This is a genomic window from Pseudomonas sp. MWU15-20650 (assembly GCF_023242475.1).
In the GTDB taxonomy this organism is placed as follows: domain Bacteria; phylum Pseudomonadota; class Gammaproteobacteria; order Pseudomonadales; family Pseudomonadaceae; genus Aquipseudomonas.
In genome coordinates, this window is sequence record NZ_JALJFG010000024.1 from 43,912 (window position 1) to 70,629 (window position 26,718).

Here is a 26,718-nt window from a genome sequence, read left to right on the forward strand (position 1 = left end):
GACAAGGGCTGGAAGTGGTGAAGATCAAATGCGGCGAGGGAGCTGAACGGGTCAAGAAACCCGGGCGACAGTTGCGCCGCCTTCGGGAGCAAGCCCCCTCCCACAGGGGGCATGGGGTGATCGTTAGTCAGTGTGGCGGGTAGTTGGCGAGGATTTTGGTCACCGTGTTACGGATGGCATTACTGCGATCCTGCGGATTCGGTGTGCTGGCCATCATCTGCTCGTCGCTGCCACGCCACACCAGCTTGCCGTCCTTGCCGTCCAGCAGGTCGATCTGCAGGGTCGCCACCTTGTAGGTGATGTTGCGCGTTTCGTTGTACATCGGCCCACCCCAGTAGCCATTCCAGGGGCCACCCCAAGCGCCGCCGTAGTTAGTGGTGACTTGTTGCTGGCGGTCTTCGACGATCAGGTACGCCTGCACGTTCAAGTCGGCCTTGGTGCCGGCCGCGGCTGGACGCAGGCCGCGCTGGTCAAGTTGTTCGCCTACCGCCTGGCGGACGCGCTGTTCGGTCAGGTCACTCTTGATCCGGGGGTCATCGGGACGATACTGCAACGCCGGCTCTTTCCAGGCCCAACTGCGGTATGCAGCGAAGTCGCGGCTGGCGTCGAAATCGTGATTGACCTGACTGGTCTGGCAACCGCCCAGCAACACAACAACAGCAAGTGCAGCAATGCGACGAAGCATGGTTTATCTCCAAAAGACGGCTGAGCCTGAGATGAGAATAGCTGCTAACTGGGCGGATAGGCAGTCATTGCCTTCTGCATCGCTTCGCGCAATGCATCAGCGCGTTCGCTCAGGCTGCCCTGGCTGGTGGTTTCGGCGCTGGTGCTCCAGACGGGCTGACGAGTACGAGCATCGAACAGGCTGATGCGTGCCACCGCAACCGTTACCTCATAGGTGCGCACCACCGGCACCGTGTTGTACATGCCATAGCCGTTGCCATAGCGGTTATAGCCGCCATAGCCGTAGCCATAATCGTCCTGGACCTGGCGCAGGCGTTTTTCCAGGCGCACATCAGCGCTCACCAGCAGGTCGGGCATACGGTTGTCATGCAGGGGGCGCAAGCCACGCTGGTCGAGGGCGCCGCTGACCGCTTCGGCTATCTGCGCCGAGTCGGCCCAAGCCGAGCCTGCCGGCAGTTGGCCGTTGAGCCAGCCCCAACTGCGGTAGGCGCCGTAGTCGCGCACCGGCGCCGGGTAGGCACTGGCATCAAAGGTATTGGCCGCCTGGGCAGGCGCCGGCGGCATGGGCGCCGAAGCGGCCACGTAGGGATTGGGGCTGGAACAAGCCCCCAGACCGAGGGACAACACGATCAAACCGAGACGACGCATTTTGACCTCCGCAAACTGGGCCGCTTAAACCGGACGGCAAATCCAGTGCAAATAACGCCCAAGTCCGGCAAAGCTTGGGTGACGACGGTGAGCGAGTTCCATCTCCAACAAATCCTGTAAATCGGCGCGGGCCTGGAATTCCACCGGCATATAGTCGTGGAACACCCGCACACCACTTTGGCTTTCGACCTGCCACAACCCCTCGAGCCGCGCCGCCAACTCCCTTGGGTCGAGGGGCTGCTGCGGCGTGAGGCTCTGCTTTTCGCCGGCCATATCGTTCTTGCGCATTTTGCGGAAGTGGCCTTTGAGCAGGTTGCGGTAAATCAACGCATCACGGTTGTAGAACGCCAACGACAACCAGCCACCGGGTACCGTCAACTGGTGCAGCACCGGCAGGATCGCATGGGGTTCGGCCAGCCACTCCAGTACCGCGTGGCACAGCACCAGGTCGTAGGGTTCGGTGAGCTGGCCGAGCAGGTCTTGCCACGGCGCATGGATAAAGGTCGCCGTCTGCCCGGCATCGGCGAAGCGTTGGCGCGCGCCCTCGAGCATCGGTTCGGCGGGCTCGGCCAGGGTCACCTGGTGGCCACGCTCGGCCAGCCACAGCGACATATGCCCCAGGCCCGCGCCGATATCCAGCACGCGCAACGGGCGCTCGGGCAGCGCTTCGAGCAGGTCGGCCTGGAGCACCGCCAGGCGAATCGCGCCTTTGGCGCCCCCATAGATTTTCTCGGCAAAGCGCGTGGCCAACTGGTCGAAATGACGATCACTCATGGGCAAACCGCCGTTCGCTGTCGGCCAGTTTGGCGCGCACCACCTCATTCATATCCAGGCCCAGCTCACTGCACAGCAACAGCAGATACAGCACGATATCGCCGACTTCCTGGCCGGCGTGGGCGAGTTTGTCGGCGGGTAACTGGCGCGACTGGTCTTCGGTCAGCCATTGGAAGATTTCCACCAGCTCAGCCATTTCCACGCTGGCGGCCATGGCCAGGTTTTTCGGGCTGTGGAACGGCTTCCAGTCGTTGGTATCGCGGATACGGTGCAGGCGTTCGGTGAGGTGTACGAGGTTCATGACAGGCTCCTGAAGGCGTATAGCTTCGGGCGGATGATTAGCGAAGGCAAGTGATTCCCTGCACGCCGTAAACCTCTATGCTAGAAGGGAACTCGCCTGCGCCAATAACGACCAAAGGCTCAGGTCCGGCAGCTACGCCTACCTTTTCATCAGGACACACACATGCAAACAGATTTTTTCGGCTGGCTGGGTCTTAAAATCGGCCAGATCATCCACTTTATCGTCGAGTTGTTCAGCGGGCTGTTCAACACGCTGTCCCATGCCGGCGGCGACTTTGTCGACGGGCTGGCCAAATCCCTGGGCATGGACACGTCGATCATCAGCATCATCACCCTGCTCATCGGCCTGATGCTGCTGTACTCGGCGGTGCGCGCGTTTATGCGGGCCTCGATCATCATGGGGATCATCTGGTTGATGCTGGGCCTCTGGCTGCTCAGTTGGGTCGTGCATTAATACTTGAAAACGCACACCTTACTCACCGACTGGCGCGACCGCCCCACCCATCGACGCGTCTGGTCCCTGGCCGCGCCGATGATTTTGTCCAATATCTCGGTGCCGCTGGTCGCCCTGGTCGACAGCATGGTCATCGGCCACCTGCCCCACGCTCACCAATTGGGTGCCGTGGCGGTGGGGGCCAGCCTCTATACCTTCCTGGCCTGGGCCATGGGCTTTCTGCGCATGGGCGCAACCGGTTTCGCCGCACAAGCCGCCGGGCGCGGTGACGGCGCCGCACTCCGGCAAATCCTGCTGCAAGGTCTGTTGCTGGCGCTGGGCTTGGCGATGCTATTGGGCACAGTGGGCATTCCGCTGAGCCATCTGGCATTGGAGTGGATGCAACCGTCCCCCGAATTGAATCAACTGACCCGCGAGTTTTTCCACACCCGCTTGTTCGGCTTGCCCGCCGCACTGGCCAGCTATGCCTTGGTCGGCTGGTTCCTGGGCACACAGAACGCCCGCGCGCCGTTGGCGATTCTGTTGACCACCAACCTGGTCAACATCGCGCTCAACCTTTGGTTCGTTCTCGGCCTGGACTGGGGCGTGGTCGGCTCCGCACGCGCCTCGGTAGTCGCCGAGTGGACCGGCGCCCTGCTCGGCCTGGCCCTCACGCAAAAAGCCCTGCGCGCCTATCCCGGGCATATCGCCTGGGTTGCATTAAGGCAATGGCAAAGCTGGCGCCCGCTGCTGGCAGTGAACCGCGATATCTTCATCCGCAGCCTGGCGCTGCAATCGGTATTTTTCATGATCACGGTGCAAGGCGCACGCTTGGGCGATGCCACGGTGGCGGCCAATGCCCTCTTGCTCAACGGCCTGCTGCTGACCGCCCACGCCCTGGACGGCTTGGCACACGCGGTAGAAGCGTTATGCGGGCACGCCATCGGCGCCCATGATCGCCAGGCGTTGCGCCGTTCATTGGTGGTTGCCTGCGGCTGGTCATTGATCGCCAGTGTAGGGTTCGCCTTGCTGTTCACCTTTGCCGGGCACCTGTTTATCGCCCTGCAAACCGATATCCCCAGCGTGCGCGAAACCGCCGACGTTTACCTGCCTTACCTCGCGGTACTGCCCTTGATTGCGGTGTGGAGTTACTTACTGGACGGGCTATTTATCGGCGCCACCCGCGCGCGGGAAATGCGCAATGGCATGCTGCTGACGGTGGTTATTCTGCTGCCGTTTGCCTGGCTGTTGCAGCCGTACGGCAACCACGGTTTGTGGATAACTTTCCTGCTGTTCATGGTGGTGCGCAGCCTGACGTTGTGGGCGATTGCCTGGCGCTTGAATCGGCAAGATCAGTGGCTGGGATAAATGTGCTCGGCAATGGCCGAGATCATTCAGCCCCGCTAAAACTTCAGGACTCGCAGTGATCAAAATGTGGAAGGGGGCTTGCTCCCGATCGCGGTGTATCAGGCAACTGAATTGCGACTGATCTACCGCTATCGGGAGCAAGCCCCCTCCTACACTGACGCTCTGTCGACTGTGCTTACGACGACAGGTACGAAGAACGTGTCAGCCCCAGGCGCAACGCATCCAGGAACTGCGTACGCTCACTGGCGCTGATCTTCGCGCTCGCGCATTTGTCGCGGTAATGAGTCATCAACTCCTCCGGCGACAAGTGCACATAGCGCAGCATGTCTTCGATGGTGTCGTGGGTCTCGATACCGGCGCTGTACACCGAACCGTCTTCACGCTGGTAGATGTTCACCGAGTCGGTGTCGCCGAAGAGGTTGTGCATATCACCGAGGATTTCCTGGTAAGCGCCCACCAGGAAGATGCCCAGCAAGTAGTCTTCCCCCTCATTCAAGGCGTGCACCGGCAAGCTGGTCTCGATGCTCTGCTCGTCAACGTATTGCTTGATCTTGCCGTCAGAGTCGCAGGTCAGGTCTTGCAGCACGGCGCGGCGCAGCGGCTCTTCGTCAAGACGGTGCAGCGGCAGGATCGGCAATACCTGGCCGATGGCCCAAGTGTCCGGCAGGCTCTGGAATACCGAGAAGTTGCAGATGTACTTGTCGGCCAGCTTGTCGTTGAGTTCGTCCAGCACTTGGCGGTGCGAGCGCTGGCGAGCTTTCAACGAGTTGTGCAGGCGGCGGCACACGGCGAAGTAGCACTGTTCGGCCAGGGCCTTTTCCGCCAGGGTCAGTTTGCCATCGGCGTACTGGGTAGCCACGTCGCTCATGTAGTGAGTGGCACGCCAGTAGGTTTCAGTGACCATCTCGATGTCGGTCGGGCCGAGCAGGTCCACCAGCCACTGCACGGTTTCCGGCAGGCTTTCCTTGTTTTCGATGAACGGGATTTCGTCGTTGTGCTTCTCGACGTCAGTCACCTGCACCACCAGCATGGCGTGGTGGGCGGTCAGGGAACGCCCGCTTTCGGAGAAAATGTTCGGATGCGGCAGGCTCTGCGCATCGCAGAATTCCTTGAGCATGCCCACCACCACACCGGCGTAGTCGTCCATGTCGTAGTTGATCGAGCTGGCGTTACGCGAGTGGGTGCCGTCGTAGTCCACGCCCAACCCACCGCCCACGTCGATGTGGTCTACCGGCAGGCCGAGGTTACGCAGTTCGCCGTAGTAACGGATGGCTTCCTTGAAACCGTGCTGGTAGTCGGCCAGGTTGGCGATCTGCGAGCCCATGTGGAAGTGCAGCAAGCGAATGCCCTGGTCCAGGCCCGCAGCGCGGAAGCGCTCGACCACCGACAGCAACTGCGCCGCCGACAAACCGAACTTGGATTTCTCGCCACCGGTGTCCGCCCATTTGCTCGATGCCAACGACGACAAGCGCACGCGCAGGCCAACCTGCGGCTTGACCTTGAGGCTCGCCGCCTCTTCGATCACCAGGCCCACTTCGGACTCTTTCTCGATCACGATAAAGACGTTGTGGCCGAGCTTCTGGCCCATCAGCGCAAGGCGGATGAATTCGCGGTCTTTATAGCCGTTGCAGACGATGGTACCGCCCTTCGGCGCCAACGCCAGCACGGCCAGCAGTTCAGGCTTGGAGCCCGCTTCCAGGCCGATGGAAACGTTCTGGGTGGCGATGATGTTCTCGATCACCGCTTCTTGCTGGTTCACCTTGATCGGGTACAGCGCGGTGTACTTGCTCTGGTATTCCAGGCGTTCGATGTTGGAATCGAAGGCGCCGGTCAGTTGGCGTACACGGTCTTGCAGGATGTCGGGGAAACGCACCAGCAGCGGCAACGACAGACCGCTTTTGCGCAGTTCATCAACTTGCTCGTACAGATCGACGGGTGTGCTGTTCGGGCCGTTCGGACGAACTTCAACGCGACCGGCATCATTGATCGCGAAATACCCGGCCCCCCAATGGCGAATTCCATAAACACTGCGGCTGTCCGCAACTGTCCATTGGCTGCCATCGTCTTTGCGTGTGCGTCGTACGGACATCGAAGTCCCCTATAAATGAAGTCGAAGGCACCGCCCCTATCAGAGGCTGGCGCAGTCTAAAGAATGAAAATGACGATTTGCCTGTAAGGGAGGTAGACCCCACTCGCAGGACAGAGTTTAGACACCGGTCAGGAACAGGCTCTGTGAAAACCATGGAGACGACAGTTCGCGTTCAGCAAACGGCGATCGGGGTGGGTTTCACAGAGGCTGCTAGCCGCCGGATTTCTTCGCCTTGTACCCAAGCTTGATCAGCTCGGCCAACAGCAGTTCGACGTGATCGCCCTGAATCTCGATGACGCCGTCTTTCAACGCGCCACCGGTGCCACAACGTTTTTTCAACGTCGTGGCCAGCTCCTTCAGGGCCTCTTCGGCCAGGGGCACGCCGGTGATAGTCGTCACCGTCTTACCGCCACGGCCTTTGCTCTCGCGTCGCACGCGGGCAATGCCATCGCCTTCAGGGATCAGGGTCTGTTTGCAGGTACACGAATCCACGGGCTGACGACAGTCCGGGCAGTGTCGACCTGCGTCGGTGGAAAATACCAGGCCACCCAAGGCGGCGAAGGATGCGGCTTTTTTGGCCACCGGCAATCCTCTTCGGAGGATGAAGACTGATCGGTGCTCGCCAAGGAGGGTCACCGACCGCGAAGCCCCACTCAGGCAGGGGCAGCGCTACCGAACCGTAAAGATGGTTCGGGTGAAAAGTCGCGCAGTGTAACGGCAAAAAGCCGACTTGCTAAGAGCCAAATGGCGCCAATTTATGCAACTTTAGCGACGCGAGGCCAGATAGCGGCGCAAGCCCTCTTGCGCGTCCGGGCAATAAGGCTTTTGCTCGGCTTCCTGCAAGACGGTTTCAAGGGGTAAAAAGCGTGCTTCCATGACTTCTTCGGGCTGCAAACGCAACGGACCATCCCAAACAGCCGAGTACGACTTGCACCAGAGCCGGCTGTCGCCATCCTGGAAATAGAAGTGGTCATGTTCGACCAATTCCACGCCACCCACCCCGAGTTCTTCTTCCAACTCACGGGCCGCCGAATCGGCGTAGCTCTCCCCGGCCGCCACCATCCCGCCCGCCGCCGTGTCCCAGAACCCGGGATACAAGGCTTTGCTCAGGGTGCGCCGATGCACACACAGCAAGCCGGCCGAATTGAACAGGAAGATAAAGGTGCATCGGCCGATCAGGCCGCGCTGGCGAAGGTCGGACCTGACAAGGTGACCGAGCAGGTTGTCCCGCTCGTCGACCCAGCAGATCAGTTCTGCATCAGAGGCCGCGCGGTGCGCGGCCTCCTTTCGAGTAACGTCCATCATCAACCCTGGTTGAGGAGCTGACGCAAGTCGATCACTGCAGCGTTTGCCCGGGAAATGTAGTTGGCCATGACCAGCGAGTGGTTGGCGAGGATGCCAAAGCCGCTGCCGTTAAGAATCATAGGGCTCCAAACCGGTTCCTGCGAGGCTTCCAGCTCACGAATGATCTGGCGCACGCTGACGGTAGCGTTTTTCTTGGCCAGCACATCGGCAAAGTCGACCTCGATGGCGCGCAGCAGGTGGGACAAGGCCCACGCCTGGCCACGGGCTTCGTAGAACACGTTATCGATCTGCATCCATGGGGTTTCCACCACTTCTTCATCAACCTGCGGCACTTCGCCCGGGGCCAGCGTCTCGGTTTTCAGCGCCGTGTTCAGCTTGACCCGGCCAACGCTGGCCGACAGGCGTTGCGACAACGAACCCAGGCGGGTGGCGACATCGCCCAGCCAGTTGTTGAGGTTATCGGCGCGGGCATAGAACAACGCACCTTTCTGATTCGGGTCGGACAGCCGGGCTTCGTAGCGGCTCAGGGAATTGATGCCTTCCTGATATTCCGACTCACTGGATGGCAGCACCCAACTCTTGTTGTCGAAGTTGAAGCGCGGCTCGGCCTTGGCCAAATCAGCGTCTTCAGCCGACTGCGACTGGGAACGGGCGAAGTCTTTGCGCAGGGCTCGGGTCAGGTCACGCACCTGCACCAGCACGCCGTACTCCCAGCTCGGCATGTTGTCCATCCACAAGCCCGGTGGGAAACGGTCGTTGGAAATGTAGCCACCGGGTTTATTCAGCAAGGTGCCGACCACGGTCTTGAGGGTTTCGACGGTGGTGAAACCCACCACCATCTGCTTGCCTTCCTTCTCGGCGGCAAGCTGGGCGTTTTGCTGGACCGGAAACAGCGCCGGTTCTTCGCTCCAGTACCAACCCAGGGCACCGGTGACCAACAGGTACAAGCCGATCACGCTAAGCAAGGCTCGGCTCATCAGCAGGTTGCGAAAGTAGCCGCGGTTGGCCGACTTGGGCTCAGGAGCGGGGCCTTTTGCACTGCCTGCACGGTTTTTCCAGTCCAGCATGGCGATATCCTTTCAATCACTTGAGTTCATGCACATCAATTGTCCGGGTGCGTTCAGACATTCCGACCACAACCCTACCCCATCGTGCCCATCGGCGCGGGCTTTTAAGCGAAAGTGGCGCACAACGGGTGTTCGACTATAAAGGATGCACGCTTTTTACGCTGCGCGACCGACAGGTCGATAACTGAATAACACCAACTCGTACTTAATTGACGTATGACACTCATGTAACAGAAAAGAGGTGCTAGCATAGAGCCATCAGTCGATCTCAGCATGCACCCTCACTAGTAGTCAGGATATGACCGAGCCAGAAGACCCCAGCCGTGAGCGCCTCAAGCACCATTTTGCCCAGCGGGTAATTCATCAGGCACGTCAAATTCTTGAGATCTGGCAGCGCCTGCAGCGCAGCGAATGGTCGAACGCCGACTTTTCTGAACTCAGCGAAGCCAACTTGCGCCTGCTGCGTTTTGCCGAACGCTTCGAACAGCCGGAACATGGTCAACTGGCGCAACACATCGGCGAATCCCTGAAGGCTGTGGACGAAAACCGCGGCCGACTGAGCAGCCAACTGATCACCGAACTCAATCGCTTGATGCAACGCCTGTCCCGCACCGGCCTGCGCCAGGGCGATCAGCTTGATCAAACCTTCCTGCCGCCGATGCGCAAGCCCATCTACGTGATGCTCGCCGACCACGACCGCGCCGAGCGCCTGGCCAAACAGCTGGAATTCTTTGGCCTGAGTGCTCAATCCCTGGACAGCGTAGCGGCCTTCCGCGCCTCGATGGCCGAGCGCCTGCCGTCGGCGATCGTGATGGACGTGGACTTTTGTGGGGCCGGCCTGGGTCTCCGGCTTGCCGCCGAAGCCCAGGAGGGCCTGGAGCAAAAGCTGCCGCTGTTGTTTTTCAGCCTGCATGAAACCGACACCCCCACCCGCCTGGCCGCCGTGCGCGCCGGTGGCGAAGAGTTCCTGACCGGTACGCTGGAAGCCTCAAGCCTGCTGGAAAAAATTGAAGTGCTGACCTGCGTCGCCCAGTACGAACCCTATAAAGTACTGATCATTGACGACTCGCGGGCCCAGGCACTGCATACCGAACGCCTGCTCAACAGCGCCGGTATCGTCACCCGCACGCTGATCGAGCCGATCCAGGCCATGGCCGAGCTGGCGGATTTCCAGCCCGACCTGATCATCCTCGATATGTATATGCCGGCCTGCACCGGCACCGAGCTGGCCAAGGTGATTCGCCACAACGACCGTTATATGAGCGTACCGATCATCTATCTGTCGGCCGAAGACGACCTGGACAAACAGCTGGATGCGATGAGCGAGGGCGGTGACGACTTTCTGACCAAGCCGATCAAGCCGCGCCACCTGATCACTACCGTGCGTAACCGTGCGGCGCGGGCACGCAATTTGAAGGCACGAATGGTGCGCGACAGCCTGACAGGGCTGTACAACCACACCCATATCCTGCAATTGCTCGAAGACTGCAGCTTCCGCGCACGCCGCGAGAACAAGCCATTGAGCTTTGCCATGCTGGATATCGACCATTTCAAGCGGGTCAACGACAGCCATGGCCACCCCATGGGCGACCGCGTGATCAAGAGCCTGGCACTGTTTCTCAAGCAGCGCTTGCGCAAGACCGACTATATCGGCCGCTACGGCGGTGAAGAGTTCGCCATCGTGATGCCCGACACCGACCTGGAGTCGGCCTGCAAAGTACTGGATGAGATTCGCGGGCGCTTTGCGGAAATCCACTACCCGGCCCAACCCCAGGATTTGTGGTGCACCTTCAGCGCAGGGTTGGTGGAGCTGTGCGACGATTCCGACAGCCTGATGATGGCCGCCCAGGCCGATGAGGCGCTGTACCGCGCCAAAGGTGCGGGACGCAACCGTGTACAAGCTGCGCGCACATCAAAGCAAAGTGCCATCTTTTCACCAGAATCCACCGATTCCGTCATAACTCTGTAACGCAAACGCAATAACTTCAGGCACTTATCTTTTGCTGTTGGTTGAAACCACGCATGCGCCTGAAGCTGCTGACCAATCTCAATACTCTCCTGCTGGTGGCTGTGTGCCTGGCCCTTGGGGCGACGCTGTGGTGGTCGCAACGGGCGCTGGAGCGTCCGTATGGGTTGATGGAGCGCTACCTGGGACTGTCCCAGACCTTTCAGAACCAGGCCGCGCGCAATATCGACGACTACCTGGCCAGTGGCGATGCCTTGCGCCTGAGCAGTGCCAGCCAAAGCTTGGAAAGCCTGCTGCTGCACCTCGATGAGTTACCTCCCGAGCTGGCGCAAAACCTGCGCCCCAGCCTGGTGGACCTGGATACCTTCGGCAAGACCGACCTGCTCGCTGCCGGCAAGCTGGCCGGCGACCCGCAAGCGCTGCTGTTGCAAGCCGAGCGCGAGTTGGGAGCGAACCTGGAGCAACTGAGCCAGTACGCCATCGGCGTCAATTCCGCCGACGCGGCGCGCTACTTGCCGCCGCTGCTGGCCGCTTCGCAACACGTGGGCAAACTGTCTCTGGCTCGCGACAAGCTGGTCAGCAGCGGGCGCGCAGAGCTGGCCGATGATGTAGAGCGTGAAATCGCCAGCATCCGCACCCAGGCCGATCTACTGGCGCAACTGCCACTGTTGGGCGTCAAGGCGAGCACCGAATCCAACACCGACGATTTTTCAGCCCTGATGGGCCTGGAAAACACTGAAAAAACTGAAGTTCAGGACACCGGCGTCGACCTCAAGCGCGACCTCAACAGCCTGCTGACCCGCTACCCCGCGGAACTCAAACGCACCCGCGAGCAGATCCAGCAACGCGCCGACCTCGCCGCCAGCACCCACTTGAAAATCGCCAGTGTGCAGCAAGCCATCGCCGGCCTGGAGCCGGTGGTACGCGCGCAACACGCCAAGATCCAGGGCGAAGTGCGCTTGATGCAAGGCGTGATGATTGGCCTGATCCTGTTGATCGCCCTGCTGATCGACACCCTGCAACGACGCCTGGCGCGGGTGCTGACCAACCTGGCACCGGCCTTGTCCACCTGGGCCGAAGGGGACTTCAGCCAGCCGATTGCCTTGGGCAAGACCAACCGTGAGCTGCACGACATCGAGGCGTCCCTTAACCGCCTGCGCGCCTACCTCGTGGACTTGGTGGGCACCATTCGCGGCAATGCCGAGGAAGTCGCCGGCAGCAGTCGCGCCCTGGCGCAGCTGAGCAGCGGCCTGCACGACGGCGCCGAACGCCAGGCCGGGGACACCGCACAGATTCGTGACTCGTTGGGCGAGCTGGAAGCAACTATTCAACAAGTGGCCGGCGATGCCAGCCAGGCCGCCGGTGCCAGCCGCAGCGCTGGCCAAGCGGTAGAACAAGGTCAACGGGTAATCGGCCTGAGCCTGAACGGGTTGCATGCGCTGGTGGGCGAAGTGCAGCAAAACGCGCAGATGATTGAAAAACTCGCCGAAGAATCCGCCACCATTGGCGGCGTGCTGACGGTCATTCGCTCGATTGCCGACCAAACCAATCTGCTGGCCCTCAATGCCGCCATCGAAGCCGCCCGCGCCGGTGAAGCCGGGCGAGGCTTTGCCGTGGTGGCTGATGAGGTACGCTCCCTGGCCCAGCGCACCGCCGGCGCCACCGCCGAGATCCAGGGCCTGATCGCCGGCCTGCAAACCGCCGCCCACCAATCGGTGCAAGGCATGCGCGCCCAAGTCGAACACGCCGAAGCCACCGCCCAGCAAGCCCAGGCAGCGGATGGCGCGCTGGATGAAATCGTCGGGGCAATCCAGACCATTTCCGATACCGCTGTGCGCATTGCCGATGTGACCGCGCAGCAAAGTGGCGCCGTCAGTGAGATTCGCGATAACAGCGAGCGGATTCATCAATTGGGTGAGGACAATTTGCTGCGCATTGGCCAGGGCCGAAGCCAGGGAGAGCACCTCCTGGTGCTGGGTGGGCAGCTCAATACGGCTGTGCAGGCATTCCGCGTCTGAGCTGGTCTGCCCCCTATGGAGATCAAAATGTGGGAGGGGGCTTGCTCCCGATTGCGGTAGGTCAGGTACACATTCCTACACTGACACACCGCTATCGGGAGCAAGCCCCTCCCACATTTGAACTTCATTGGATTCAAGTCTGTGTTACCAATGACCGGATCCCGGGGCCCAGTCACAAATTTTGCGCAATCCTCGCTAATCGTGCTGGCTACTGCATAGAACTGGACAGTCACAAAGGCTTTGCGGCATAGTCGCCGGGTTCTGCCGTACCCACATCAATAACAAGGAACAGCCGATGGCGACCTTACTGGTTCTTCACGGACCCAACCTGAACCTGCTCGGCACCCGCGAACCGGGCGTCTACGGGGCAGTGACCCTGGAACAGATCAACCTCGATCTGGAACGACGGGCGCGTGAAGCCGGCCACCATTTGCTGTACCTGCAAAGCAACGCCGAGTACGAATTGATTGATCGCATCCATGCCGCGCGTAGCGAAGGCGTGGACTTTATTCTGATCAATCCCGCCGCTTTTACGCATACAAGCGTTGCATTACGTGACGCGCTGCTGGCGGTGAGCATCCCATTCATCGAAGTGCATTTGTCCAACGTGCACAAACGCGAAGCTTTCCGCCATCACTCTTACTTCTCCGACGTAGCGGTAGGCGTGATCTGCGGCCTTGGCGCCAGCGGTTACCGACTGGCCCTGGAGGCCGCCCTGGAACACATTGAACAACCGGCCAAGCGCCCCTGACCGACCCTTGGGAGTTGATGATTCATGGATATCCGTAAAGTTAAGAAACTGATCGAACTGCTGGAAGAATCCGGTATCGACGAGCTGGAAATCAAGGAAGGCGAAGAGTCCGTACGGATCAGCCGCCACAGCAAGACCCCGGCCCAACAGTTCTACGCCCCGCAAATGCAGGCCCCGGCTCCAGCCGCTGCCGCACCTGCTGCTCCTGCTGCCGCGGCACCTGCTGCTCCAGCCGCACCCGCGCTGAACGGTTTCGTGGTCAAGTCGCCAATGGTCGGTACGTTCTACCGCACCCCGGCACCGACTTCGCCAGCCTTCGTTGAAGTCGGCGCAACCGTGAAAGTGGGCGACACCATCTGCATCGTTGAAGCGATGAAAATGATGAACCACATCACCGCTGAAAAAGCCGGCGTCATCGAATCCATCCTGGTAGAAAACGGTCAGCCGGTTGAGTACGACCAGCCGCTGTTCACCATCGTTTGAACCGCGGAGCGCCTTCGATGTTGAAACCTGCGAAGAAACTGCAAAAAGTCCTGATCGCCAACCGCGGCGAGATCGCGCTGCGTATCCTGCGCGCCTGTAAGGAAGAGGGCATCAAGACCGTCGCTGTTTACTCGACGGCCGATACCGAATTGATGCACGTGAAACTGGCGGACGAAAGCATTTGTATCGGCCCGCCATTGGCCACGAACTCGTACTTGAAAGTCTCGAACATCATCGCCGCGGCAGAAGTGACCGGCGCTGATGGCATCCACCCGGGCTACGGCTTCCTCGCGGAAAACGCCGACTTCGCCGAACAGGTGGAGAAATCCGGGTTTGCCTTCATCGGCCCGAAAGCCGAAACCATTCGCCTGATGGGCGACAAGGTATCGGCCAAGGACGCCATGATCGCAGCCGGCGTGCCAACCGTTCCTGGCTCCGACGGCCCACTGCCTGAAGACGAGGCAACCGCACTGCGCATTGGTCGCGAAGTCGGTTACCCGGTGATCATCAAGGCCGCCGGCGGCGGCGGTGGTCGCGGCATGCGCGTGGTGCACAAGGAAGAAGACCTGATCGAAGCTGCCAAGCAGACTCGCTCGGAAGCTGCCGCCTGGTTCGGCAACCCGATGGTCTACCTGGAAAAGTACCTGACCAACCCACGTCACGTGGAAGTCCAGGTGCTGTCCGACGGCCAGGGCCATGCCATCCACCTGGGCGACCGCGATTGCTCGCTGCAACGTCGTCACCAGAAGGTACTGGAAGAAGCTCCGGCACCTGGCCTGGATGAGAAAGCCCGTCAGGAAGTCCTGGCTCGCTGCGTCAAGGCGTGCATCGACATCAACTACCGCGGCGCCGGTACGTTCGAGTTCCTCTACGAGAATGGCCGCTTCTACTTCATCGAGATGAACACTCGCGTGCAGGTAGAGCACCCCGTCTCCGAGATGGTGACTGGTATCGATATCGTCAAGGAGATGCTGAGCATCGCCGCCGGTAACGTGCTGTCCTTCACCCAGGACGACGTGAAGATCCACGGTCACTCCCTGGAGTGCCGGATCAACGCCGAAGACCCGAAAACCTTTATCCCGAGCCCAGGCCTGGTCAAGCATTTCCATGCACCAGGCGGCAACGGCGTACGCGTCGATTCGCACCTGTACAGCGGTTACAAGGTTCCGTCCAACTACGACTCGCTGATCGGCAAGCTGATCACCTGGGGCGCCACCCGCGACGAGGCCATGGCCCGTATGCGCAATGCCCTGGACGAAATCGTGGTAGACGGCATCAAGACCAATATCCCGCTGCACCGGGACCTGGTTCGCGATGAAGGCTTCTGCGAAGGTGGTGTGAACATTCACTACCTGGAACACAAGCTGGCCAACCAGTAAGTGCTCCACCCAACAAAGCCGCCTTCGGGCGGCTTTGTTGTTTCTGCACACCCGTTTTCCAGGATGAACACAGTCCCACATTTGTTCAGCATTCACTCAGTAATGTCGTCTTATGCTGCCCGCTCGCGTAAACTTGCGCGCTTTCGCGGCCCGACCTGGCCGCACATTCATTTTTTCAAAGGTGCCCGCCATGCCTTGGCTGCAAGTCCGTCTCGCCATCAGCCCAGAACAAGCCGAAACCTACGAAGACGCTTTCCTCGAAGTGGGCGCGGTCTCGGTGACCTTCATGGACGCCGAAGACCAACCGATCTTCGAACCCGAGCTCAACACCACCCCACTGTGGTCCCACACCCATTTACTGGCCCTGTTCGAAGACGGCACCGACGCCGCCGCCGTGCTGGCCCATATGGAACTGCTCACCGGCGGCCCGTTGCCGGAGCACCACAGCGAAGTCATCGAAGACCAGGACTGGGAACGCAGCTGGATGGACAACTTCCAGCCGATGCGCTTCGGCCAGCGCCTGTGGATTGTGCCGAGCTGGCACGCCGCACCGGAACCCGACGCCGTCAACCTGCTGTTGGACCCGGGCCTGGCGTTCGGCACCGGCACCCACCCTACCACCGCCCTCTGCCTGGAATGGCTGGACGGCCAGGACCTGGCCGGCTGCAACGTGCTGGACTTCGGCTGCGGCTCGGGGATCCTGGCGATTGCCGCCCTGCTGCTGGGCGCCAAGGAAGCCGTTGGGACCGATATCGACGTACAGGCCCTGGAAGCCTCCCGTGATAACGCCGGGCGCAACAACATCCCTGAAGGCAAATTCCCACTGTACTTGCCCGAGCAATTGCCCCAAGTGCAAGCCGACGTGCTGGTGGCCAATATCCTCGCAGGGCCGCTGGTGGCCCTGGCGCCACAGCTGTCCGGCCTGGTCAAGCCGGGCGGTCGCCTGGCGCTGTCGGGCATCCTTGCCGAACAAGGTGAAGATGTTGCCGCGGCCTATGCCCAGGATTTCGAACTGGACCCGATCGCCAACCGTGATGGCTGGGTACGCATCAGTGGTCGTCGGCGCTAGAATGAGCGCTTGTCTGAATCGGATGGCCGCATGACCGACAGTTTCGTCACCCAGTGCCCGCATTGCCAAGCCCGCTTCCGCGTCAGCCACGCCCAACTGCGCGTGGCCCGCGGCGTTGTTCGCTGCGGCTCGTGCCTGCAAGTGTTCAACGCCGCCCGCCAATTGCTGGAGCAGCGCGCTCACACACCGGAACCTGAATCGCCGGCGGCCGTTGAGCCTGCTGCACAGGCCACTCCCGAGGCGGCCTCCCAAGCGCCGCGAGCAATCAGCCAGAAGCAGTGGACTGCCGAAGAGCTGGACCTGGACAACCTGGACCTGGATGAAGAGCTGGCCAAGCTGGAGCGCCGCGAGATTCAGCACACCCAGCCGCCCGGTGCAGAGCGCCGCCACACAGGCGCCGACCGCCGGCAAAAGGAAGAGTCCCTCAGCGCCAGTCGCGATACGGTCAAGGCCGAAGAAGAAAAATGGGCCGCCAGCCTGTTCAGCGAGCCTCCCGAAGAGCGCACGCACACGCCGCAAGACGAATCTGAACCGACCAAGACACCTGCGGCCAAACAGCGCACCGAACCGTCCATGTCGCACCACGCCGACGACTTCGATGACGTACCGCCGCTGCGCTCTGCCCCTGATGACGACCTCGACCCGCCTGTGACCCCGGTCACCGACGAACTGGATGAGCCTGAACCCGAAGAGCCCCCGCAGCCACGCCGCAAACGCACGCGTCCACAAGCCGGCCATCACAACGACCTGCTTCAGGACCTGGAAGACGACCCCCTGCATCTTTATGCACAGAAGCGTCCGTCAGGCTGGGGCCGTCGCTTAATCTGGACAGTGTTAGTGCTGCTCGCCGCCGCGGGCCTGGCAGGCCAGTACATCGCCTACCAATTCGACGACCTGGCCCGCCAGGACGCCTACCGCCCGTGGTTCCAGGAACTGTGCCCGAAATTGGGCTGCACCGTACCGTCGCGAGTGGACATTGCCCATATCAAGAGCAGTAACCTGGTCGTACGCAGCCACCCCGAGTTCGCCGGGGCGCTGGTGGTGGATGCGATCATCTATAACCGTGCGACCTTCTCCCAGCCCTTCCCGCTGCTGGAACTGCGTTTTGCCGACTTGAACGGCAGCCTGATTGCCAGTCGTCGCTTCAAACCTACCGAATACCTCAGCGGTGAATTGGCCGGCGTCAGCGAAATGCCCTCGCAGACACCGATCCACATCTCCCTGGACATCCTTGATCCCGGCAATAAAGCCGTGAATTACAGCCTGAGCTTCCATTCCCCCGAGTAAAGTGGCGCACCTACCGAGGTTTGACGGCGGATTATTGACTCCACCGCCGCCGACCAAACCGACGGCGATAAAAAAATAACTGTTCAGATTTTATCCAATTCAGCCTTTATCCAGTCATCGAGAGCGGGTATCATGCCAACCCTTTTTCGAACTCTAATGATCCGGCCCCACAACAGGGAAGTCCTATGTCGGCGGTACGCATCGGCCCATACACATTGCCAAACGGCTTGATCCTCGCCCCGATGGCGGGCGTCACCGACCAGCCCTTTCGTCAGCTGTGCAAACGTTTGGGCGCGGGTCTAGTAGTCTCTGAAATGGTCACCAGCGACATGAGCTTGTGGAACACCCGCAAATCGCGGATGCGCATGATCCACGAAGGTGATCCCGAGCCCCGCTCGGTACAGATCGCCGGTGGTGATGCTCAGATGCTGGCGGATGCGGCCCGGGCCAACGTGGAGTTGGGGGCACAGATCATTGATATCAACATGGGCTGCCCGGCCAAAAAGGTCTGCAACAAGGCCGCCGGTTCCGCGCTGTTGAAAGATGAGCAGTTGGTCGCCGAGATCCTGCGGGCCGTTGTTGCCGCAGTGGATGTGCCGGTCACCCTGAAGATTCGGACCGGTTGGGACCGGGACAACAAGAATGGCCTGACGGTGGCGAAGATTGCCGAACAGGCAGGTATTACAGCGCTGGCGGTGCATGGCCGTACCCGCGCCGACCTTTATACCGGTGAAGCCGAGTACGACACCATTGCCGCGATCAAGCAGGCGGTGTCGATTCCGGTGTTTGCCAATGGCGATATCGACTCGGCCGAGAAGGCCCGGCGCGTGCTGCACGCAACCGGTGCCGATGGCTTGTTGATTGGCCGGGCCGCCCAGGGGCGTCCATGGATTTTTCGTGAGATCGAGCATTTTCTGCGTACCGGCGACGTGTTGCCGGCACCGGAGCTGATCGAGGTGGAACGTATTCTGCTAGAGCATCTGGCCGCCCTGCACGCCTTCTATGGAGACGTGATGGGAGTACGCATTGCTCGCAAGCATGTCGGCTGGTATCTCGCAACCTTGCCGGGCGCCAGGGAGTTTCGCGCCCACTTCAATCGTTTGGATGATACGCAAGCACAGGTCGCCACCGTTCGAGAGTACTTCAGCGAGCGTGAAAAGAGCCTGAGGACAGGGGACGCAGAGGGGGTGGCCGCATGACGATGATGACCGAGACTTTAGTGAGTGGAACAACACCCGTGAGCGACAACGTCAATTTGAAACAGCACCTCAACACGCCGAGCGAAGAAGGCCAGACCCTTCGCGGCAGTGTCGAGAAGGCGCTGCACAATTATTTCGCCCACCTAGAGGGCGCCTCCGTCACGGATGTGTACAACCTGGTGCTCTCCGAAGTCGAGGCGCCGTTGCTCGAAAGCGTGATGAACTACGTCAAGGGCAACCAGACTAAAGCCAGTGAGCTGCTGGGCCTCAACCGTGGCACCTTGCGCAAAAAGCTCAAGCAATACGATTTGCTGTAAGCATTCAATCAAACCAGAAAGGCGCCCGCGTAAAAACGGTCGCCTTTTTTGCTGACTCCTTTGCTTTTGATGGAAATTGAAATGACCGACCAGACTACCCGCCTGCCGATCCGCCGCGCCTTGATCAGTGTTTCCGACAAGACCGGGATCCTCGAATTTGCCCGGGAGCTGGAAGCCCTGGGCGTGGAAATCCTCTCCACGGGCGGGACCTTCAAACTGCTGCAGGACAACGGCGTGGCCGCAGTAGAAGTCGCGGACTACACCGGTTTCGCAGAAATGATGGACGGTCGGGTCAAGACCCTGCATCCGAAAATCCACGGCGGTATCCTCGGCCGTCGCGGTATCGACGATGCCATCATGAACGAGCACGGCATCAAGCCGATCGACCTGGTGGCCGTTAACCTCTACCCGTTCGAAGCCACCATCAACAAGCCCGGCTGCGACCTGCCGACCGCTATCGAAAACATCGATATCGGCGGCCCGACCATGGTTCGCTCTGCGGCCAAGAACCACAAAGACGTGGCCATTGTGGTCAACGCCAGCGACTACGCTCAGGTGCTCGAAAACCTCAAAGCCGGTGGCCTGACCTACGCCCAGCGTTTCGACCTGATGCTCAAGGCGTTCGAACACACCGCCGCCTACGACGGCATGATCGCCAACTACATGGGCACCGTGAACCAGGCCGCCCAGACCCTGAGCACAGAAGGCCGCAGCCAGTTCCCGCGCACCTTCAACAGCCAGTTCATCAAGGCCCAGGAAATGCGCTACGGCGAGAACCCGCACCAGAGCGCGGCGTTCTACGTAGAAGCCAAACCGGCCGAAGTCGGCATCGCGACGGCGACCCAACTGCAAGGTAAAGAACTCTCCTACAACAACGTGGCTGACACCGACGCCGCGCTGGAATGCGTGAAGAGCTTCGTCAAACCCGCCTGCGTGATCGTCAAGCACGCCAACCCGTGCGGCGTGGCCGTGAGCCCGGACGCTGAAGGCGGTATTCGCCAAGCGTACGAACTGGCCTACGCCACCGACACCGAATCCGCCTTCGGCGGCATCATCGCGTTCAACCGCGAGTTGGACGCCGAGACCGCCAAGGCCATCGTCGAACGTCAGTTCGTCGAAGTGATCATCGCACCAAGCGTCAGTGAAGAAGCCCGTGCCATTGTTGCCGCTAAAGCCAACGTGCGCCTGCTGGCGTGCGGCGAGTGGTCGGCTGAACGTGCCGCTGCCTGGGACTACAAGCGCGTCAACGGCGGCTTGCTGGTACAGAGCCGCGATATCGGCATGATCGGCAGCGCCGACCTGAAAGTAGTGACCAAGCGCGCACCGACCGAGCAAGAGATCAACGACCTGATCTTCGCCTGGAAAGTGGCCAAGTACGTTAAATCCAACGCCATCGTCTACGCCAAGAACCGCCAGACCATCGGCGTCGGCGCCGGCCAGATGAGCCGCGTGAACTCGGCGCGTATTGCCGCGATCAAGGCAGAACACGCAGGCTTGCAGGTTGCAGGTTCGGTGATGGCTTCCGATGCATTCTTCCCGTTCCGTGACGGCCTGGACAATGCGGCCAAGGCGGGCGTGACTGCGGTGATCCAGCCAGGCGGCTCGATGCGTGATGCTGAAGTGATTGCAGCGGCTGATGAAGCCGGCATCGCGATGGTCTTCACCGGCATGCGCCACTTCCGTCACTGATCCAGCTCGTTCGAAATGTGGGAGGGGGCTTGCTGCCTCCCACATAAAGCGCACTTGCGGCGCCTCACAGAATTTGCTTCATCCGAGGTTTTTGAAATGAATGTTTTGATCATTGGCAGCGGTGGCCGTGAACACGCCCTGGCCTGGAAAGTTGCCCAGGACCCGCGCGTCCAGAAAGTGTTCGTCGCCCCCGGCAACGCCGGTACCGCGATTGAAGCCAAGTGCGAAAACGTCGCCATCGACGTATTGGCCCTTGAACAGCTGGCTGACTTCGCCGAGAAGAATGTCTCCCTGACCATCGTCGGCCCGGAAGTCCCATTGGTTGCAGGCGTCGTGGACCTGTTCCGCAGCCGCGGCCTGGATTGCTTCGGCCCGACCGCTGGCGCGGCTCAGTTGGAAGGTTCGAAAGCCTTCACCAAGGATTTCCTGGCGCGCCACAAGATCCCCACCGCCGACTACCAGAACTTCACCGAGATCGAGCCGGCCCTGGCTTACCTGCGTGAAAAGGGTGCGCCGATCGTGATCAAGGCCGACGGCCTCGCTGCCGGTAAAGGCGTGATTGTCGCCATGACCCTGCAGGAAGCCGAAGATGCCGTGCGCGACATGCTCGCCGGCAATGCCTTTGGTGACGCCGGTTCGCGTGTCGTCATCGAGGAGTTCCTCGACGGCGAAGAAGCCAGCTTTATCGTGATGGTCGACGGCAAGAACGTACTGCCGATGGCCACCAGCCAGGACCACAAGCGCGTCGGCGACGGCGACAGCGGCCCGAATACTGGCGGCATGGGCGCTTACTCCCCTGCCCCGGTCGTCACCGCCGAGGTCCACAAGCGTGTGATGGACCTGGTGATCTGGCCAACCGTGCGCGGCATGGCCGATGAAGGCAATGTCTACACCGGTTTCCTCTACGCCGGGCTGATGATCGACAAAGCCGGTAACCCGAAAGTCATCGAGTTCAACTGCCGCTTTGGCGACCCGGAAACCCAACCGGTGATGCTGCGCCTGCAATCGAGCTTGGTGCTGCTGGTGGAAGCCGCCCTGGCCCAGGCCCTGGACAAGGTTGAAGCGCAATGGGATCCACGTCCAAGCGTCGGCATTGTACTGGCCGCCGGTGGTTACCCTGCCGACTACGCCAAGGGCGATGTGATTGAAGGCCTCGATGCGGCTGCTAAGCTGGAAGGCAAGGTGTTCCATGCGGGCACCGCGCTCAAGGATGGTAATGTTGTAACCGCAGGTGGCCGTGTGTTGTGCGCCACTGCGATGGGTGCCAGTGTCGATGCCGCGCAACAGCAGGCTTACAAGCTGGCTGCAAAAATCGACTGGAAAGGCTGCTTCTACCGCACGGACATTGGCTACCGCGCCATTGCCCGGGAACGAGGTGAGAACCAGTAAGTAGCTACAATCCAGTAGCTATCCGTTCGGCTAGGCAAGGGCCTCTGGCCCTTGCCGTACACATGTCGCCCCGCGCATAGTTAACCCGTGCATCAACCTACGAAGGGATTTCGCCGTGCGCTGGCTCAGGATCGCCATAGGTTTCACAGTCAGTCTGCTGACACTGCTCTGCTTGTTCCCGGCCCAGGCCGCCGCGCAAGGCAGTGGCTGGTCAGTATTGCTTGATGAACAGGCCGACCTGCAACTGAGCGACATCCGTTCTGCCCGCTATACCAATCAATTCAGCCCCATCGAACTGGACCGGATTACCGCTGCGGAGCCGGACGGTGCGTTGTGGGTACGCTTCAGGCTGCAACCCGGCAAGCACGAACAAGTGCTGCGGGTCTTCGCCCCGGACCTGTCCCACCTGAGCCTCTACGTGCTGGACGGCGACACCCTGGTGGAACAGCAAACCACCGGCACGCGCCAGCCCCAGGCCGAGCGCCCGCTGCCGAGCAGCGACTTCATGCTGCCGATGCCCCAGAGCCAGAGACCCCTCGAGGTGTACTTGCGCCTGGTCTCCGAACACGAGCTGCGCCCTTACATCACCCTGGAGCCCGCGGTGCTGGCCGCTGCCGACCAGAACCAGACGCTGATCTACGGCCTGCTGTTCGGCGTGTTGCTGATGCTGATCCTGCACAACCTCACGCGCTTCGCCTACCACCGCTCGCGCAGCAGCTTGTGGCTGGCCGCCTGCGAATTCCTGCTGATGCTCAGCCTGGCGCTGTTGCTCAACCTGGTAGGGCCATGGCTGCCGAACTGGCATGCGATCCAGACCCCGGGCGCCTACCTTGCCCTGCTGCTGACCGCACCGTGCGGGTTGATGTTTGCCTATCGCTTCTTCATGCCCCTGGGCCCACACCCGCTGAACAAACTGTTGATGGCCGACATCCTGCTGATCGTGCTCTGCGGCCTGTTGCTGTTGTTCGTCAATACCCTGCCGCTGAACATCATCACCTATGCGCTGGTAGCGCTGGCCGGCCTGAGCATGCTGTTTATCTCGGCCTATCACTGGCAAAAAGGCTACCGCCCGGCCCGCTTGTTCGTGGCGGCGATGGTGGTGTTCAACATCGGCACCCTGATCATCCTGCCGGCCCTGCTTGGCCTGACACTGGTGGCGCCACAAGGTCTGATCGTGACCCTGCTGAGCTTCATCTGCCTCAGCGGGCTGTTGATGAGCCTGGCGCTTGGCGAGCGTCAACGCGCAATCGTTGAAACCCGCTTCAGCCTGAGCCGTGACCTGGCGGCCAGCAACGCCGAGATCGCCGCCAAGGCCGAGTTCCTGGCGAAGATCAGCCATGAAATCCGCACCCCCATGAACGGTGTGCTGGGCATGACCGAGCTGTTGCTGGGTACGCCCTTGTCGGTCAAGCAACGCGATTACGTGCAGACCATCCACAGCGCCGGTAACGAACTGCTCACACTGATCAACGAGATCCTCGATATTTCCAAGCTCGAATCCGGCCAGATCGAACTCGATGATGTGCAGTTCGACCTCAATGCGTTGATCGAAGACTGCCTGAGTATCTTCCGCGCCAAGGCCGAACAGCAGAACGTCGAGCTGATCAGTTTCATCCAGCCCCAGGTGCCGCGCGTGATCAGCGGTGACCCGACACGCCTGCGCCAGGCATTGTTGAGCCTGCTGGAAAATGCCCTGCACAAAACCGATGAAGGCGAAGTGTTGATCGTTGTCGCCCTGGACGAGCGCAGCACCAAGCCACGCCTGCGCATTGCCGTGCAAGACAGCGGCCTGCCGATGGAAGCCGTCGAGCGCGACGCCCTGCTGCACAGCGAACTGCACAGCAAGAACTTCCTCTCGGCGACACGTTTGAGTGGCCATTTGGGCCTGGTCATCGCCCGCCAACTGATCCTGTTGATGAACGGCGAATTCGGTATCAAAAGTGGCAGCCACCAAGGCAGCACCCTGTGGCTGACCCTGCCGCTGGACCCGGAACGCCTGGAACACCCGACCTCCGACCTCGATGGGCCGCTCAAAGACGCGCGGGTCCTGGTGGTGGACGACAACGACACCTGCCGCAAAGTGCTGGTGCAGCAATGCACGGCCTGGGGCCTGAACGTCAGCGCCGTGCCTTCCGGTAAAGAGGCGCTGGCCCTGCTGCGCACCAAGGCACACCTGCGCGATTATTTCGACGTGGTGCTGCTGGACCAGAACATGCCTGGCATGACCGGCATGCAACTGGCGGCGAAGATCAAGGAAGACCCGAGCCTGAACCACGACATCCTGTTGATCATGCTCACCGGCATCAGCAACGCGCCCAGCAAGATCATCGCGCGCAACTGCGGGATCAAGCGCATCCTCGCCAAACCGGTGGCCGGCTATACGCTCAAGACCACCCTGGCTGACGAACTGACCCAACGCAGCAAAGGCGTGGCCCCACCACGCCCGGTGACCAGCGCCCCCACGGCGGTCAGCGTTCCCAGCGACTTCCGTATCCTGGTGGCCGAAGACAACAGCATCTCCACCAAAGTGATTCGCGGCATGCTCGGCAAGCTCAACCTCAACCCGGATACCGCCAGTAACGGCGAAGAAGCGCTGCAAGCGATGAAAGCCCAACGCTACGACCTGGTGTTGATGGATTGTGAAATGCCCATCCTGGATGGTTTCTCCGCCACGCAGCAACTGCGAGCGTGGGAAGTCAGCCACCAACGCGTACGCACGCCGGTCGTGGCACTCACGGCGCACATCCTCTCGGAACACAAAGAGCGCGCACGCCAGGCCGGCATGGACGGGCATATGGCCAAGCCGGTGGAACTGTCACAGTTGCGTGAGCTGGTGGACTATTGGGTGGCGCAGCGCCAGCAACGCCCGGAACACGCCCCATCCTGACCTGAAATACACTCTCGCTGTGGCTATCTCAATGTGGGAGGGGCAAGCCCCCTCCCACATTTGATTCGCGCCGCCTGATAGACTGCCTGCACTTCCACCGCCCGCGAGCCGCGCCCATGCTCCATGTGTTATTCAGCGTTTACCTGAAGATGCTGGTGCTCTACAGCCCGTTCTTTGTGCTGTCCTGCTTTATCAGCCTGACCCGTGGTTATTCCAGCAAGGAGCGTCGACGCCTGGCCTGGAAAGTCGCGTTGGCGACCCTGGTATCGAGCGTGCTGCTCTACCTGTTCGGCCGGGTGATTTTCAGCGTCTTCGGCATTACCGTGGACGCCTTCCGCATCGGCGCCGGCAGCGTGCTGTTTATCTCCGCCCTCGGCATGGCCCAGGGCAAGTCGGCGGTCCAGACCGACAACGTGCAGCAGGATGTGACCATCGTGCCGCTGACCATCCCTCTCACCGTCGGCCCCGGCACCATCGGGGCGTTACTGGTGATGGGCGTTAGCCAACCGCATTGGGATGACAAGCTCACCGCCATCCTCAGCATTGCCTTGGCCAGCTTCACGGTGGGCGTGGTGCTGTACTTGTCCAACCGTATCGAACGCATTCTTGGCGACCAGGGCTTGCAGATTGTCAGCCGCTTGATGGGGTTGTTCGTGTGCGCACTGGCCGCGCAAATTATCTTTACCGGCGTGCGCGGCTACCTGGTGCCTTAGATCCGGTATTTGGCAATGGCCAGTTGCACCTTGTCGCCCGCGCTCTCACGCATCAACTGGATGGTTTTTTCGTTGACCAGCGAGGTATTCAGCACCAGGCAGGTCTGCCCGCTGAAAGCCTCGAACGAGGCACTGTCCCACTCCAGAAATGGCAAGCCCACTTGCTTGCTGACCCCATGGGTGCTGTAGGTCACCAGCACCATCATCAATTCCCCGTCCGTTTCCGCGCAGGACGCCAAGCCGAAATCACCGCCCTGGTGCACCGAGCAATTACGTTTGAACACGTCGAAGGTGGCCGGTTGTTGCTTCAATGCCTCCAGCGCATCAGCGGCCAGTTTCGGCAGTGCGGTGAGCAGCGGCCCCGACAGTGACATCGACGCCAATATCGAGGCGATGATATTGAGTGCCGCCAGTTGCACGGTCAGGCCCTTGCCCGAGCGGGAGATCCGTTCAAAGCGGCTACGCACCGGCAGCCATCCCAAGCTGATCATCACCTTGATGAATTCGTCGTACCAAGCCTCGGTACCGCGTTGCACCTTCAACACATCACTCACATAACTGCTGGCCAGCAGGTAGCTTTTACGGATGTACTCCCGGTTCAAACCGGACAGCCCCTCGGCAAACGAAATCACACTGTTGTTGACGACGGCCGCATTGCTGTCGTCCTCGGCATCCAAGGGTAAAGCGGCCTGCCCCCCTGGCGCCCCCGGTAATTTGTAGGCGGCAATCAACTTGCGCCTTTTTGTATTATTGATCCTTCTGTGATGTCGCTCCATTTTCTGTTCTCCACAAACACCCCCACATGGGGCTTGCCTCCACACTAGTCCAGTGATGCGTGAGCTTTCCAGGCGACAAACATCCCTTGGCCGCCCCCCCCCAAAACCACCGCCCAGCAATCACAAG

Annotated in this window: 24 protein-coding genes; 15 read left to right on the plus strand and 9 right to left on the minus strand. The window is 60.8% G+C overall.

What is annotated here, in order from left to right; genetic code table 11:
• Positions 1 to 127 precede the first annotated feature (127 nt).
• The 4 genes from M5B43_RS18130 to M5B43_RS18145 are packed head-to-tail and all read right to left on the minus strand — an operon-like array spanning position 128 to position 2,407.
• Complete coding sequence (locus tag M5B43_RS18130) at positions 128 to 685, minus strand: DUF4136 domain-containing protein (protein WP_248751382.1); 558 nt, start codon at positions 683 to 685, stop codon at positions 128 to 130.
• 44 nt (positions 686 to 729) lie between these two features.
• Positions 730 to 1,332, minus strand: a complete 603-nt coding sequence (locus tag M5B43_RS18135) for a DUF4136 domain-containing protein (protein WP_248751383.1) — start codon at positions 1,330 to 1,332, stop codon at positions 730 to 732.
• 24 nt (positions 1,333 to 1,356) lie between these two features.
• The gene (locus M5B43_RS18140) at positions 1,357 to 2,106 is read right to left on the minus strand and encodes a methyltransferase (protein ID WP_248751384.1); all 750 of its coding nucleotides are present in this window, start codon (positions 2,104 to 2,106) and stop codon (positions 1,357 to 1,359) included.
• Positions 2,099 to 2,407, minus strand: a complete 309-nt coding sequence (locus M5B43_RS18145; protein WP_248751385.1) for a MazG-like family protein — start codon at positions 2,405 to 2,407, stop codon at positions 2,099 to 2,101. Before M5B43_RS18145 ends, M5B43_RS18140 begins: the two co-directional genes overlap by 8 nt.
• A gap of 162 nt (positions 2,408 to 2,569) precedes the next feature.
• Between M5B43_RS18145 and M5B43_RS18150 the strand changes: the two genes are divergently transcribed.
• Both M5B43_RS18150 and M5B43_RS18155 read left to right on the plus strand, forming a co-directional pair.
• Positions 2,570 to 2,860, plus strand: coding sequence for a hypothetical protein (locus M5B43_RS18150; RefSeq protein WP_248751386.1), 291 nt, complete (start codon positions 2,570 to 2,572; stop codon positions 2,858 to 2,860).
• Positions 2,861 to 2,863: 3 nt separating this feature from the next.
• Complete coding sequence (locus M5B43_RS18155) at positions 2,864 to 4,207, plus strand: MATE family efflux transporter (RefSeq protein WP_248751387.1); 1,344 nt, start codon at positions 2,864 to 2,866, stop codon at positions 4,205 to 4,207.
• 175 nt (positions 4,208 to 4,382) lie between these two features.
• On the opposite strand, the gene speA is transcribed toward M5B43_RS18155, so the two are convergent.
• The 4 genes from speA to M5B43_RS18175 all read right to left on the minus strand — a co-directional run bounded on the left by speA (position 4,383) and on the right by M5B43_RS18175 (position 8,668).
• A complete protein-coding gene (gene speA / locus M5B43_RS18160; protein ID WP_248751388.1) occupies positions 4,383 to 6,296 on the minus strand; it encodes an arginine decarboxylase in 1,914 nt (637 codons plus the stop codon).
• A gap of 210 nt (positions 6,297 to 6,506) precedes the next feature.
• Positions 6,507 to 6,878 (minus strand): translation initiation factor Sui1, encoded by a 372-nt coding sequence (locus M5B43_RS18165; RefSeq protein WP_012722004.1) that lies wholly within the window; start codon positions 6,876 to 6,878, stop codon positions 6,507 to 6,509.
• Between the two features lie 183 nt (positions 6,879 to 7,061).
• The gene (locus tag M5B43_RS18170) at positions 7,062 to 7,598 is read right to left on the minus strand and encodes an NUDIX hydrolase (protein WP_248751389.1); all 537 of its coding nucleotides are present in this window, start codon (positions 7,596 to 7,598) and stop codon (positions 7,062 to 7,064) included.
• Between the two features lie 2 nt (positions 7,599 to 7,600).
• Positions 7,601 to 8,668 carry a DUF2333 family protein gene (locus tag M5B43_RS18175; protein ID WP_248751390.1) on the minus strand — a complete coding sequence of 356 codons (1,068 nt, stop codon included), beginning with the start codon at positions 8,666 to 8,668 and terminating at the stop codon, positions 7,601 to 7,603.
• 298 nt (positions 8,669 to 8,966) lie between these two features.
• Between M5B43_RS18175 and M5B43_RS18180 the strand changes: the two genes are divergently transcribed.
• The 13 genes from M5B43_RS18180 (at position 8,967) to M5B43_RS18240 (ending at position 25,815) form a co-directional block, all read left to right on the plus strand.
• Entirely contained in the window at positions 8,967 to 10,637 is a 1,671-nt protein-coding gene (locus M5B43_RS18180; RefSeq protein WP_248751391.1) for a PleD family two-component system response regulator, read from the plus strand.
• A 53-nt stretch (positions 10,638 to 10,690) separates the two neighbouring features.
• The gene (locus tag M5B43_RS18185) at positions 10,691 to 12,652 is read left to right on the plus strand and encodes a methyl-accepting chemotaxis protein (RefSeq protein ID WP_248751392.1); all 1,962 of its coding nucleotides are present in this window, start codon (positions 10,691 to 10,693) and stop codon (positions 12,650 to 12,652) included.
• A gap of 295 nt (positions 12,653 to 12,947) precedes the next feature.
• A complete protein-coding gene (gene aroQ / locus M5B43_RS18190; RefSeq protein ID WP_248751393.1) occupies positions 12,948 to 13,403 on the plus strand; it encodes a type II 3-dehydroquinate dehydratase in 456 nt (151 codons plus the stop codon).
• A gap of 24 nt (positions 13,404 to 13,427) precedes the next feature.
• The gene (accB, locus tag M5B43_RS18195) at positions 13,428 to 13,886 is read left to right on the plus strand and encodes an acetyl-CoA carboxylase biotin carboxyl carrier protein (RefSeq protein ID WP_248751394.1); all 459 of its coding nucleotides are present in this window, start codon (positions 13,428 to 13,430) and stop codon (positions 13,884 to 13,886) included.
• 17 nt (positions 13,887 to 13,903) lie between these two features.
• Complete coding sequence (gene accC / locus M5B43_RS18200) at positions 13,904 to 15,265, plus strand: acetyl-CoA carboxylase biotin carboxylase subunit (protein WP_248751395.1); 1,362 nt, start codon at positions 13,904 to 13,906, stop codon at positions 15,263 to 15,265.
• Positions 15,266 to 15,455: 190 nt separating this feature from the next.
• Positions 15,456 to 16,334, plus strand: coding sequence for a 50S ribosomal protein L11 methyltransferase (prmA, locus tag M5B43_RS18205; protein ID WP_248751396.1), 879 nt, complete (start codon positions 15,456 to 15,458; stop codon positions 16,332 to 16,334).
• A gap of 30 nt (positions 16,335 to 16,364) precedes the next feature.
• Positions 16,365 to 17,621, plus strand: coding sequence for a DUF3426 domain-containing protein (locus M5B43_RS18210; protein WP_248751397.1), 1,257 nt, complete (start codon positions 16,365 to 16,367; stop codon positions 17,619 to 17,621).
• Between the two features lie 185 nt (positions 17,622 to 17,806).
• A complete protein-coding gene (dusB, locus tag M5B43_RS18215) occupies positions 17,807 to 18,820 on the plus strand; it encodes a tRNA dihydrouridine synthase DusB (RefSeq protein ID WP_248751398.1) in 1,014 nt (337 codons plus the stop codon).
• Positions 18,817 to 19,137: a DNA-binding transcriptional regulator Fis gene (gene fis / locus M5B43_RS18220; protein WP_002555375.1), complete on the plus strand. Its 321-nt coding sequence runs from the start codon at positions 18,817 to 18,819 to the stop codon at positions 19,135 to 19,137. The genes dusB and fis overlap by 4 nt, the downstream gene beginning before the upstream one ends.
• Before the next feature lie 81 nt (positions 19,138 to 19,218).
• Positions 19,219 to 20,826, plus strand: a complete 1,608-nt coding sequence (gene purH, locus M5B43_RS18225) for a bifunctional phosphoribosylaminoimidazolecarboxamide formyltransferase/IMP cyclohydrolase (RefSeq protein WP_248751399.1) — start codon at positions 19,219 to 19,221, stop codon at positions 20,824 to 20,826.
• A 96-nt stretch (positions 20,827 to 20,922) separates the two neighbouring features.
• Positions 20,923 to 22,215 (plus strand): phosphoribosylamine--glycine ligase, encoded by a 1,293-nt coding sequence (gene purD, locus M5B43_RS18230; RefSeq protein WP_248751400.1) that lies wholly within the window; start codon positions 20,923 to 20,925, stop codon positions 22,213 to 22,215.
• A gap of 115 nt (positions 22,216 to 22,330) precedes the next feature.
• Positions 22,331 to 25,102 (plus strand): hybrid sensor histidine kinase/response regulator, encoded by a 2,772-nt coding sequence (locus tag M5B43_RS18235; RefSeq protein WP_248751401.1) that lies wholly within the window; start codon positions 22,331 to 22,333, stop codon positions 25,100 to 25,102.
• 116 nt (positions 25,103 to 25,218) lie between these two features.
• A complete protein-coding gene (locus M5B43_RS18240; protein WP_221809711.1) occupies positions 25,219 to 25,815 on the plus strand; it encodes a MarC family protein in 597 nt (198 codons plus the stop codon).
• Here the strand turns inward: M5B43_RS18240 and M5B43_RS18245 are convergent.
• Complete coding sequence (locus M5B43_RS18245; protein WP_248751402.1) at positions 25,812 to 26,591, minus strand: hypothetical protein; 780 nt, start codon at positions 26,589 to 26,591, stop codon at positions 25,812 to 25,814. The two genes, M5B43_RS18240 and M5B43_RS18245, sit on opposite strands and share 4 nt — an antisense overlap.
• Positions 26,592 to 26,718: the final 127 nt, after the last annotated feature.

Coding starts and splice junctions, on each gene's coding strand:
- M5B43_RS18130 (WP_248751382.1), bottom strand. CDS start 685: ATGCTTCGTCGCATTGCTGCACTTGCTGTTGTTGTGTTGCTGGGCGGT.
- M5B43_RS18135 (WP_248751383.1), bottom strand. CDS start 1,332: ATGCGTCGTCTCGGTTTGATCGTGTTGTCCCTCGGTCTGGGGGCTTGT.
- M5B43_RS18140 (WP_248751384.1), bottom strand. CDS start 2,106: ATGAGTGATCGTCATTTCGACCAGTTGGCCACGCGCTTTGCCGAGAAA.
- M5B43_RS18145 (WP_248751385.1), bottom strand. CDS start 2,407: ATGAACCTCGTACACCTCACCGAACGCCTGCACCGTATCCGCGATACC.
- M5B43_RS18150 (WP_248751386.1), top strand. CDS start 2,570: ATGCAAACAGATTTTTTCGGCTGGCTGGGTCTTAAAATCGGCCAGATC.
- speA (WP_248751388.1), bottom strand. CDS start 6,296: ATGTCCGTACGACGCACACGCAAAGACGATGGCAGCCAATGGACAGTT.
- M5B43_RS18170 (WP_248751389.1), bottom strand. CDS start 7,598: ATGGACGTTACTCGAAAGGAGGCCGCGCACCGCGCGGCCTCTGATGCA.
- M5B43_RS18175 (WP_248751390.1), bottom strand. CDS start 8,668: ATGCTGGACTGGAAAAACCGTGCAGGCAGTGCAAAAGGCCCCGCTCCT.
- M5B43_RS18180 (WP_248751391.1), top strand. CDS start 8,967: ATGACCGAGCCAGAAGACCCCAGCCGTGAGCGCCTCAAGCACCATTTT.
- M5B43_RS18185 (WP_248751392.1), top strand. CDS start 10,691: ATGCGCCTGAAGCTGCTGACCAATCTCAATACTCTCCTGCTGGTGGCT.
- aroQ (WP_248751393.1), top strand. CDS start 12,948: ATGGCGACCTTACTGGTTCTTCACGGACCCAACCTGAACCTGCTCGGC.
- accB (WP_248751394.1), top strand. CDS start 13,428: ATGGATATCCGTAAAGTTAAGAAACTGATCGAACTGCTGGAAGAATCC.
- accC (WP_248751395.1), top strand. CDS start 13,904: ATGTTGAAACCTGCGAAGAAACTGCAAAAAGTCCTGATCGCCAACCGC.
- prmA (WP_248751396.1), top strand. CDS start 15,456: ATGCCTTGGCTGCAAGTCCGTCTCGCCATCAGCCCAGAACAAGCCGAA.
- M5B43_RS18210 (WP_248751397.1), top strand. CDS start 16,365: ATGACCGACAGTTTCGTCACCCAGTGCCCGCATTGCCAAGCCCGCTTC.
- dusB (WP_248751398.1), top strand. CDS start 17,807: ATGTCGGCGGTACGCATCGGCCCATACACATTGCCAAACGGCTTGATC.
- fis (WP_002555375.1), top strand. CDS start 18,817: ATGACGATGATGACCGAGACTTTAGTGAGTGGAACAACACCCGTGAGC.
- purH (WP_248751399.1), top strand. CDS start 19,219: ATGACCGACCAGACTACCCGCCTGCCGATCCGCCGCGCCTTGATCAGT.
- purD (WP_248751400.1), top strand. CDS start 20,923: ATGAATGTTTTGATCATTGGCAGCGGTGGCCGTGAACACGCCCTGGCC.
- M5B43_RS18240 (WP_221809711.1), top strand. CDS start 25,219: ATGCTCCATGTGTTATTCAGCGTTTACCTGAAGATGCTGGTGCTCTAC.
- M5B43_RS18245 (WP_248751402.1), bottom strand. CDS start 26,591: ATGGAGCGACATCACAGAAGGATCAATAATACAAAAAGGCGCAAGTTG.